Below are 10,455 nucleotides of genomic sequence, written 5' to 3' on the forward strand. Positions count from 1 at the left end.
GACAAGATCTACGTTTGGGCGTCCACAGTATGCAACTTATTCTTATCGATGGAGTAGACCTCACTGTCACACACCATCGATTCAATCAGCGTCATGACCCTTTCCGACATTTGGCCGTACAGCGCGTAATTGCTGCTGAACGCCATGATGCCGTGGCGTCGCAACGTGTCCTTGATCTGGAAATAGGGCGCGCCCATTTTGACGAAAGGTTTCGCGTCATAGCTGCGTGCGATGACGCAACCATCGTTGTTACTCAATACCACGATGGGCGTGCTGGCCAGGTCCGGTCGGAAGACACGCTCGCAACTGGCGTAGAAGCTGTTGCAATCCGCGAGCGCGAAAATTGGCAAGGCAGGGTTGAGGTCGACCTTAACGCTCATGGTCGCGCACGCTGTAGTTGACCACACCCCAAATCACAAGCTCGTCGCCTTCCATTACGTACCTGGGGGGATATCTAGGATTTTCAGCCATCAAAATCACTTGGCCATCTCGACAGTGCAGACGCTTGCACACGCACTCGGCATTGAGCGCCGCAATAACGATATCGCCATGACGGGCTGTTTTGCTTCGGTCAACGATCACCAGGTCACCGCTGAAAATACCGATACCTTGCATACTGTCGCCCTGGATCTTAGCCAGGTAAACGTGTGGTGCACGGATTTCAAAAAGCTCATCCAGCGAAATCAACTTTTCCAGATGATCAGCCGCCGGCGATGGAAATCCAGCCGAGACAGGATTGGAGTACATCGGCAGGGAATGGCCACCGCCGGCGATGGGACCAAGAAGGGTCGCGCTCATAAACTTGGCCTGAATAGTTACTGTATGGATAGCCAGTTAACTGCGTACTCACTGCGTCGTCAATTTGAGCCGACCAAGTGCCATCTCTAATCCAACCCACACGAATTTGTCGCTCTCAAATACCCAAAGCTTCCAAATTCCTATTTCTTACTGCGCTCAAGACAGCCATCCGGTCTTCTGTACCTGAATCCATATCAGGTACGGTGCCATGCTCCAGATCCTTACCCACCTTAGCGAAACGCGGCGCTGGCTGTTTTCACTGCTACTGTTCTTGTCCACTGCGTCCCACGCGGAGACGTGGGTTATTACAAACCGAGCACATCCAGTATCCGCACCTTCTGGCGCTCGCGTCATCTTCCTGGATGATCAGCAGCGCCTTGAAGAACAACTTTCCAACCAACTACCCGCCGATCCACGCCAGGCAGAAGCGGTCATTCAACGCTACCTGGTCAGCCCTGCAGGGAAGCATCTGCAAAACGAGCTGGCCCAAGCCCAGCAGGGCGTCACAGACGCCTGGAGCCTGCGAGTCGAAAAACTCCCAGCCGTGGTCGTAGATCGGAGCTACGTCGTGTACGGCGAGCCTGACGTAGCTAAAGCCGTCGCGTTGATTGAACGAGCACGGAGCCTGTCACGATGAGACGCTCACGTTTTGCGATCCGGCCTTTGTCGCTGGCTATCACTTTCAGCCTGTCATTCAGTGCATCGGCTGCGATCAACTCGGCAGCGATTATTGCCTCGACCCTGTCACCAACCTGCCTGGAGTACAAAGTGGTCGGCATCTGCTATTGGCTGCTCTGCACGCCATTCGGATGCAAAGTCAAAACCTCGACCAAGGTTCGTCACTACGTACCGGACGCTGTGGTGTCTGCTTATGCGAATACCGGGATGAACCCCTGGATAGAGATGTCACCTCTTGGCACCCCGAATCCGATGGCCCAAGCGGGTAACGACGGCACTACCAATCACGTTGCCGAGAACAACATCATCAAATTTAAGGAAGCCGATGTCATCGGCCATCCAGGTGGAGCGGCGTTGAGTCAGTTTGCCAGCGCCTCGGGCTATGTATGCAAAGGCGCAACCTTACCGCTTGTGCCTTACTTTCTGAGTACCCTTGACCCCATTGCTTGGCGATACGGCGTCCCGGAATCCGTATATCCCGAAGCGCTCATTCCGGGCATGCGTGAAGTCGGTAGCCTGCTCTCAGCAAGCAGCTGGGGGAACGTCTACCCGCGTAGCGGCTTTCTGAACCAGACCGACGACTACAAAACGGGCGCAGTTATTGCGCAGCGTGCCGGCGACGTGGTTACCCGCCCGGGCCAGGTCCATGTCTACCTGCCGATGCTCGCCCTTCCCTACCCCGGCTACTGGCCTGCAGGGCCGCTACGCGAAGGTGACGCCTCCACTGGTAAGTGGCAAGAGCTCACCCCAGTCCTCAACCCGACTTGCGCAACCTTTCCCACCATCGGTCCGAACATCGATGCGCAGGATGGCGGCTACGCCTGGGCACTCTGGCGCCCTTATTCGTGTTGCCAGCGTCGTGGCCAGACCTTCCTCGGCAGTACGGACTTCCAATGAAACAGCGATCGGAGCAAAGCATGAAACTCACTACCTTGGCGATAGGGCTCGCCTGCAGCCTCAGCAGCGCAATAGCGCTCTCGGCTGATCCAATCAACGTCTCATCCTCCGGAAGCGTCATCGGGGACAACGTGCTGTATAGCATTGGCGGCGGCAACGCAGTCACCATGGGGAGCGCAGGCAACATGGATAGTATTTCTGTGGGAGGCGGTTGGAATACCAATCTAATCTGCGGAAACATGAGCCTGAGCACAACCCTTGAAAACCAATTGAATGGTGCCACTTCCGGCTTCAAAAACATCATGAGCTCGGTGGTACAGAGCGCCACCAGCGCCGTGGCTTCGCTGCCGGCACTGATTCTTCAACGTGCGAACCCGGCGCTGTACAACCTCATCACCAACGGCATTTTGCAGGCCCGCCTGGACTTCGACCGCTCCAAAGGCACCTGCCGCGCCATTGGCGAAAAGATGGCGGATATCGCCGGTAACCAAATGGGCTGGGGCAAGCTTGCTGAAGGTCAGGCTATGAGTCAGGCGCTAACATCCAACACGGACGCAGTATCGGCGGTGGAACAAGTCGAAAAGAAAGGTGGCAACGATGGCGTCACTTGGGTTGGTGGTGATAGAGCAGGTGGTTCCGGTCAGAAGCCTATTCGTATCGTAGGCGACGTCACCAAGGCGGGCTACAACCTCCTAAACAAGCGCGCGGCCGGCGACACCGCATCCATCAGCAAAGCGAACTGCAACAACGGCATGGTGTGCAATGTCTGGTCATCGCCCCAGGAAGCCACCACCTTTGCCAATCGTGTCCTGGGTGAACAACAACAGCAGACCTGTGACAGTTGCCCTAAAACTGTGACAGCCGCAGGCGTCGGCCTCACGCCCCTGATCCAGGAAACATACGACACCAAGCTGAAGGCCCTGCAGGAACTGCTGAGCGGAAGCAAAACGCTGTCGCTAGAAAACCTGGAAGCAGCGAGCAGCAACTCGTTACCCATCACCCGAGGCGTTGTAGCAGCACTCAAGGATGAGCGCGACCAGGACGTACTCGCTCGCCGGCTTGCTTCCGAAGTCGCGTTGTCCGATGTGCTGGAGAAAGCCCTGACCCTGCAGCGCACGTTGATGGCGGGCAGCCGGGAACCGAACGTCGCGGCTAATGACCTCGCCGTCCAGGCAGTCGGCCAGCAGAGCACCTCGCTGCAACAGGAGATCGGCAACCTCAAAATGGAACTGGACATGCGTCAGCAGCTCGCGAAGAACTCGCCTCTGACCATCATTGAACGTAGCAAAGCACGGGCCGAAGATTCTCGTGGTGTGTCCCCGGGAGCCCCAGAAACGGATCGATTGGACCAGTTGCAGTCACCCGCACAGAACAAACAGTGAGAAAGGCCATGACCAAAATGCAGGAGCCTGTCGCCGCCCCCAACCGCTCGCTGGTTCGACGAACCGGGAGGAGCATTCTGCTTGTTCTGGGTGTTTTGCTCGCGACTGCCGCCCTCGTAGTGCTACTCAGCGCTGTCCTGATGAACATGTTCGACAGCGCCGAGCAATGGCAAGCCTGGCGCACCGACCACTATTGGCCGCTCTTTACCTGGCGCCTAATGCTTTATATCGCACTGACCGTTGCCTGGTTCAAATTCAAGGCACGGTTATCGAACTCAGAACGCTCGAAACGGCGCAAAGGACTGTTAAAGATCGAGATAATGGTGATCTTATTATTTCTGATGGTTGAACTGAGCAAGGTGTTGTATCAGGTAGGGGGTGTTCTGTGACGCTCTACACCAATGACTATTTAGAGTACTACCTGACGTTGGTCGGCTGGATCATCAACAATGGTATCTGGGCGATGATTTCAGATACCGGTCTATTCGCCCTCCCCTTCTGCATCATCGTTATTCGAGAGTGGCTGAAAGTCCGTGGTGAGGGAGCCGATGAGGGTAACAAAGGCGTTCTCTCACTGGCACGTATCGAGACCAATATCTACGTTGGCTACATCGTGGTCGCATTCTTCGCTGTACCAGCCGTCAATGTGAGTTTTGATACCTTGGCATTTGACCAGAGTAGAGCTCAGCAATGTCAATACAACTTACCTAAACCCACAGACACAGGCTGGAACACTACATTCAGCTCACTGGCAGGAAAGAGTGCCCAGATGCCCATGTGGTGGGCATTAATGCACGCTTTATCAAAGGGATTAACCAGTGGCGCTGTAGCAGCAATTCCCTGCGGAACTGACCTACGGCAAGTACGCATGGAAGTTAGCAACACCAAGATCAACAACCCGCTATTGGCTCAGGAAATTGGCGACTTCACGCATGATTGCTACGGTCCCTCCCGTGCCAGATTATTCATGCGCCAACCCGAATTGGGAGCGCAAGGGAATGACCCTCGTTTTGCAAAAGAACTCAGCTGGATTGGTTCGCACTATTTATTGAACACCTCGGGGTATTACGACACAGACTACTCCAAAACTCCAAGGGCCTCATGGCCCTATAGCGCATCTCGCGATGTGGGTTTACCACAAGTGAGTGGAGGTGGAGGCTATCCAACTTGCAAACAATGGTGGTCGGATAGCGGAGTGGGACTGCGGGATCGTATCAAGGCTCAAGTGTCGCCGGACCTCATGACCAAAATGCTCGGCTGGGCAAAGTGGCTATCCCCGGAAGATGTGACTGACTCGCTTGTTCGGCAACTGGTCTCGCCGTCGAACCAGGTGAAAGGGGATGTTTATACGGATTACGGGGGGCAAATCAACGGAACCGTGTGGAATGGAGCAGCCCGGGCAGCGGGGACTCTTGGAGTTGCATTAGGATCTATGGCCTATTTCCCAGCGATGGACATGGTTCGCCAAGCGCTACCGATGGTCATGGCTTTTTTGAAAATGGCGATGGTGATCTGCATTCCGTTGGTATTAATCGTCGGAGCTTACCAACTTCAAGTTGCTATGACCTTGACCGTGACGTTTTTTGCCCTGATCTTCGTAGACTTCTGGTTTCAACTAGCAAGATGGGTAGACAGCACAATACTCGATGCATTGTATGGAGCAGGATCACCATATCTTTCATTTGATCCTGTAATGGGATTGAACACTGCCACTCAGGATGCAATTTTAAACTTCGTGATGGGAGCAATGTTCATTATTCTGCCTGTGTTTTGGATGGGCGCCCTAGGTTGGGCGGGAATTAAGGCAGGCTCAGTACTGGGTGGGCTACAAACAGGTACAGATGGGGTTCAAAAAGCTGGCTCCCAAGGGGGTGGACTAGCGAAACAGGCCCTGGGTGACATTTCAAGCAAAAAAACTTAGAAGATTGGTCAAGTTAGTGAGGATGTGTTAGCGGCATCCTCAACTATTCATCATCAGAGTCAATCCGTGCACCGTTCGAATATTGACCATAACCAGATAGGCCGTATCGAAAGCCATCTTCCGACTCAACGGCCCCAGGCTGACCTTCTAGGACAGAAAAATTCCCTTTCACGATTGCTAGCAATATCAGTACTGTGGCCAGGACACCCATGAATACACTGGCAATCCAATGAAACATCCCCACTGAAAAATACAACAGCACCAACGCCACCGCCAAACGCTTGACCCAACGCAACGTGCGGCTCTGACTGCACCAAACGAGGCGCGCAGCCTGACCCAGGCCATAGCCTAAGCGACTTGCTACTCCCTGAGAGGTCTGAGTGGTCATGGTGCGTCTCCTTCTAACCCCATCTAGGGGCGATATGACATTACTTATAATACCGTTTTTTCTCTGCCGCAAGATCATGAGACAAACGGCCGTTACCCTTGGCACCTAGCGCCGTCCCATTTTCGCTGCAGAAATGGCCCAAAAGGTAAAGGGTTCTGTAGAAGCGAATGGAATGGTTCACAAGGGTAAAAGCCTTACCCGAAAGGGCCGCTTTCAGCGGGAAAAAGGTCCAATCTCATCAACGCATCTCCCGAGTCGGAAAATTTTCAACTAACTCGGCTTCTGTCAAATTACTAAGCAAAGAAAAGTAAACGGCTCTGGATTCAGACGTCAAGGGTTGGATAGGACCTAAATGGAGAAGCGTTGAAACTGCCTGATCAGGCGTCATTTCGCTAGTAAGTGGGGCTCTCTGCCCAGAGTAATAAACCTTGTCAGACGCAATAGCTACATCCAGCAGTTCACGTACTTCACCATAACGAGCGGAACGCGCAGCGGTTAGAAACACTCCATCAAAAACGACCAAGACGCTATCAACGTGAGGAATAATATATTTAGCTAAGGCGACAACCAGAGGAAGGTTGTTGTTCCACCTTGCTTCTTCATCCTCAATATCATTCCCTACGCTAGCAAAAAGAATGATCTCGTCACACTTATTGTCACGTATCAAATCACAAAGTGCCCAAACATTATCTGAGGTTGATTTCGTAGCGTAGCGAAGTGAAACCATCATTTTTTTCCTCACATGGTCGATCTGCGGCACCGTGCCCTTAGACCGAAACGACGATAATTCTGCATTCCTTTCTCCGTCACCACCATAGAAAGATGGCTCTTCGCCAAAAGAAATACCCGAGACCACCAGTGATCCTTTCCCCTTGCTCGCTCCCCCTTTGATAGGAGAAAAGCCTGCCCCATGAATCATTTACGGAGCAGGCGATGTTCTCTATTTTCCGCCGCAATAAAGGGCTACCCGCCCAAAGCCCCTCCCCTAACGGTTTTATACAGCCGACCTCTAGCCAAGCACTACTGGCATCGCCACGCCGTCAGAAACTACTGGAGAACATTTGGCAGCGCGCATCGTTATCTCGCTCACAGTTTGTCGAACTCTATCGGCGTCCACTTGAGCGCTACGCGGAGTTGGTCCAGCAGCTCCCAGCTTCGCAAAACCACCATCATGCGCACCCTGGCGGCATGCTTGATCACGGGCTTGAAATCGTCGCCTATGCCTTGAAAATTCGACAGAGCTACCTGCTACCTATAGGCGCACCGCCGGAGTCTCAATCAGCGCAGGCTGAGGCCTGGACTGCCGCCGCGGCTTATGGCGCTCTTATACACGACCTGGGCAAGATCGCCGTCGACGTGCACGTCGAGCTGGTAGGAGGTAAAACCTGGCACCCCTGGCACGGTCCAATCGATCGTCCCTATCGATTCCGCTACGTGAAAGGACGCAACTACCAACTTCACGGAGCCGCTGCCGCACTGATCTACGCGCAGATCCTCTCCTCAGAAATCTTAGATTGGCTCAGTAATTTCCCCGAAGTGTGGTCGCAGTTAATCTTCATTTTGGCTGGTCAGTACGAACATGCCGGCATTTTGGGAGAGATCGTGGTCAAGGCCGATCAGGCGTCCGTCGCACAGGAACTCGGGGGAAATCCAGCCCGCGCGCTGTCCGCGCCCAAACAGTCTTTGCAGCGTCAATTGGCAGATGGGTTGCGTCACCTGGTCCGAGATACATTCAAACTGAATCAACCCGATGGACCGTCAGATGGTTGGCTGACACAGGATGCTCTTTGGCTGGTTAGTAAGCCTATTGCTGATCAATTGCGAGCCTATTTGCTGACCCAAGGCGTTGAAGGTGTACCCAGTTCGAATGCGCCTTTCTTCAACATGCTGCAAGATCAGGGGGTAATCCAAACCAATGCCCAAGACAAGGCAATCTGGAAAGCCACGATAGACAATGGTCGTGGCTGGCGAAACACCTTCACCCTGCTGAAGCTCTCACCGGCACTGATCTGGAATGATCCAAGTGATCGGCCCGCAGCTTACGCTGGGACTCTTGAGGTGGAAGCTGGCAACCCGGCAGAAGACTCTGCAGCTGAAAATAACATCGCCACACCGGCAAAAAAATTGCCTTCGGACATTCAATCCAGCCCTGTGCCGGCGCCTTTAGCACCGGCACAGCCATCACCGTTCGACCACCCGCAGCATTCCTCGAGCAGTACCGATGAATTTGACGAGCTACTGGCGCTCCTTGGTAATATCAATGAGCCATCAGAAGACACCAAAAATAAAGAGGTCTCAGCGGCACATACCGCGCCTCCGAAACTGGATGACATCCAGCCTTCCCAAACCTCCAATCAAGGAGGTGCGCCTTTAGCAATAATCGAAGAAGTCACTCCGATGCCTAGCAATAACACCGAGATCGGTCAGGGATTTGTTGAATGGCTTAAGAAAGGCATCGCATCCCGGACCATCATTATCAACGACACCAAAGCGCTAGTTCATACCGTAGCAGGGACCGCTATGCTGGTAACGCCTGGAATATTCAAGCGCTACGTCCTTGAGTTCCCCCACATCGAACAGCAGGCCAAGGTACAGCAAGTCAGCGCCTGGCAGCTTGTTCAGCGCAGTTTCGAGAAACAAAAACTTCATCGAAAAACACATAAGAGTCTGAATATTTGGACCTGCGACGTTGTTGGACCTCGAAAATCCAAGCAGCTCAAGGGGTACTTACTTCTAGACCCGCGAACAATCTTCTCTGAGGTCCCCTTCGACAATATCAGCCTGTCCTTGAAGTCAGAAGTAACGGAGCCGCCACAATGACGACGCCCTCGAATCTGACGGAGGAATACATCTTTGCCCATGATCTGCGGCCTGCCAGTGCAAAGATCTATCGTGCCTCGACCAAAGCACTACTTAAGCATTTCGGAACGGCCTCAGTTGAGGAGATCGATCATCGTGCGGTTCTGACATGGCGAAAAAAAATCCTTGAGAGCGGGTTATCCAAACGCAGCTGGAACACCTATTCAAATCACCTTCGAACTGTTTGGGGCTACGCCATAGAACACGGCCTGATGACCCATACCACGATCAACCCATTCAAGAAAACCAGCGTTATCCCACCAAAGCGAGCCAGCAAGACAATCAATGGAGACGCCATCCAACGAGCACGCAACTGGCTCATATCCCTTGTAGGCCAAGAACGTTGTACGCATGAACGTAGCCAGATCACACCTGCCTGGTTCTGGCTCAGCGTCTTCGAGATGTTTTATTACACAGGCATACGTCTGAATGCCCTGCTGTGCCTGCGCTACAAAGATATCGACTGGGACAGCCAGATGATCTTGGTCCGAGGTGAAACAGAGAAGACCCATCGGGAGTTTTTCCTCCCCATTATGGAAGGACTCGCTCCACACTTATCCAGGATCCTGGGAGAGGCCGAGAAAATCGGTTTCTCACCAGACGATCAGCTGTTCAACGTCAACAGATTCTCTCGTCACTTCCATGGCAAGGAAATGAACATCGACCAGGTGGAGTCAATGTACGGCAAGCTCACCGATAAGATCGGCGTGCGCATGACCCCTCACCGCTTCAGGCACACATTAGCAACAGACCTGATGAAGCAGCCTGAGCGAAACATTCATCTCACGAAAAGCCTGCTGAATCACTCGAATCTAGCGACAACGATGAATTACATCGAGGCGGACTACGACCATATGCGTGCTGTTCTGCATGAGCGGAGTCTGACTCAGGGCGCTCTGAGCCGAGTGAGGCGGGTTGATCCAAGTGGCACACCCTCTGCCCCCTTACCCGCCAAAATAGGTGTGCATTCACAGGAAACCGCTCAACCAGAGCCCAAGAAGCTGCCAGCTCCACAACAATCTAGCAGCACAGAGGTCAGTATTGATCGGCGGACCAAGTCGACTGGCCGAAGCGCGCTACAGAAGGCTCTCGAGCTCGCATCTGCGCAACTGCATCGCGAGTCAATGACATGCTCTATGGAACCACCAGTAGATCAAGTAGAGCAGAGTCTACTATTGACGCTAATGGCGAGCGGGCTTGGTGTCGGCACATTCAGGAAACGCACCTCAACTGAGCATTCAATGCGAAGCTCATCATTTTCCAGAGCATCGCCCTAGTACGCTCATAATCAAAGCGCACTGGCTATAGGGAATTCTGGTTGGCCAGAGGCTTTCGCATGCCCGGAATAAAGCACCAAGTCGAAATCCGGATTTTTTCCCGACGAACGGCACGACTTTGCTCAAGGCACAAAAAAAGGCGCCATAAAGACGCCTTTTTTCATTAAATATGGTCGGGGTAGGGGGATTCGAACTCCCGACATCCTGCTCCCAAAGCAGGCGCGCTACCGGACTGCGCTATACCCCGGAATGCGC

10 protein-coding genes, 1 tRNA gene and 1 pseudogene are annotated in these 10,455 nt (G+C 53.4%); 7 read left to right on the plus strand and 5 right to left on the minus strand.

The genetic code is table 11. The features are described from left to right. Positions 1-41: 41 nt before the first annotated feature. A pseudogene (locus tag BOP96_RS02165) lies at positions 42-380 on the minus strand (Y-family DNA polymerase); the annotation flags it as partial. Beyond that, on the minus strand, positions 370-798 hold the full coding sequence (locus tag BOP96_RS02170; protein WP_060765465.1) for a LexA family protein: 429 nt from the start codon (positions 796-798) through the stop codon (positions 370-372). The gene BOP96_RS02170 and the pseudogene BOP96_RS02165, both read right to left, overlap by 11 nt. Before the next feature lie 208 nt (positions 799-1,006). Here BOP96_RS02170 and BOP96_RS02175 point away from each other — a divergent pair, with 208 nt between their 5' ends. Genes BOP96_RS02175 through BOP96_RS02195 form a run of 5 tightly spaced genes read left to right on the plus strand, consistent with a single transcriptional unit; the run spans position 1,007 to position 5,676 of the window. Beyond that, positions 1,007-1,435 (plus strand): TIGR03757 family integrating conjugative element protein, encoded by a 429-nt coding sequence (locus tag BOP96_RS02175; protein ID WP_081088260.1) that lies wholly within the window; start codon positions 1,007-1,009, stop codon positions 1,433-1,435. After that, positions 1,432-2,373, plus strand: coding sequence for a TIGR03756 family integrating conjugative element protein (locus tag BOP96_RS02180; RefSeq protein WP_057725835.1), 942 nt, complete (start codon positions 1,432-1,434; stop codon positions 2,371-2,373). The genes BOP96_RS02175 and BOP96_RS02180 overlap by 4 nt, the downstream gene beginning before the upstream one ends. Beyond that, positions 2,370-3,755, plus strand: coding sequence for an integrating conjugative element protein (locus tag BOP96_RS02185; protein WP_373420025.1), 1,386 nt, complete (start codon positions 2,370-2,372; stop codon positions 3,753-3,755). The genes BOP96_RS02180 and BOP96_RS02185 overlap by 4 nt, the downstream gene beginning before the upstream one ends. An 8-nt stretch (positions 3,756-3,763) precedes the next feature. Then, positions 3,764-4,144, plus strand: coding sequence for a hypothetical protein (locus BOP96_RS02190; RefSeq protein ID WP_060765392.1), 381 nt, complete (start codon positions 3,764-3,766; stop codon positions 4,142-4,144). Continuing rightward, positions 4,141-5,676 (plus strand): conjugal transfer protein TraG N-terminal domain-containing protein, encoded by a 1,536-nt coding sequence (locus tag BOP96_RS02195; RefSeq protein WP_060766622.1) that lies wholly within the window; start codon positions 4,141-4,143, stop codon positions 5,674-5,676. The genes BOP96_RS02190 and BOP96_RS02195 overlap by 4 nt, the downstream gene beginning before the upstream one ends. A gap of 43 nt (positions 5,677-5,719) precedes the next feature. Here BOP96_RS02195 and BOP96_RS02200 read toward each other — a convergent pair whose 3' ends face one another. Together BOP96_RS02200 and BOP96_RS02205 are read right to left on the minus strand one after the other, a co-directional pair. Next, complete coding sequence (locus tag BOP96_RS02200; protein ID WP_060765298.1) at positions 5,720-6,064, minus strand: DUF3742 family protein; 345 nt, start codon at positions 6,062-6,064, stop codon at positions 5,720-5,722. Between the two features lie 238 nt (positions 6,065-6,302). After that, positions 6,303-6,920, minus strand: a complete 618-nt coding sequence (locus tag BOP96_RS02205) for a hypothetical protein (RefSeq protein WP_170949786.1) — start codon at positions 6,918-6,920, stop codon at positions 6,303-6,305. A gap of 77 nt (positions 6,921-6,997) precedes the next feature. Between BOP96_RS02205 and mobH the strand changes: the two genes are divergently transcribed. Beyond that, entirely contained in the window at positions 6,998-8,884 is a 1,887-nt protein-coding gene (gene mobH, locus BOP96_RS02210; protein WP_060765297.1) for a MobH family relaxase, read from the plus strand. Then, positions 8,881-10,200, plus strand: a complete 1,320-nt coding sequence (locus BOP96_RS02215; RefSeq protein ID WP_060765296.1) for a site-specific integrase — start codon at positions 8,881-8,883, stop codon at positions 10,198-10,200. The genes mobH and BOP96_RS02215 overlap by 4 nt, the downstream gene beginning before the upstream one ends. 170 nt (positions 10,201-10,370) lie before the next feature. On the opposite strand, the gene BOP96_RS02220 is transcribed toward BOP96_RS02215, so the two are convergent. Continuing rightward, a tRNA-Pro gene (locus tag BOP96_RS02220) sits at positions 10,371-10,447 on the minus strand. Positions 10,448-10,455 lie beyond the last annotated feature (8 nt).

The sequence above is a fragment of the Pseudomonas sp. FSL W5-0203 genome (assembly GCF_001896155.1).
Lineage (GTDB): Bacteria > Pseudomonadota > Gammaproteobacteria > Pseudomonadales > Pseudomonadaceae > Aquipseudomonas > Aquipseudomonas paracarnis.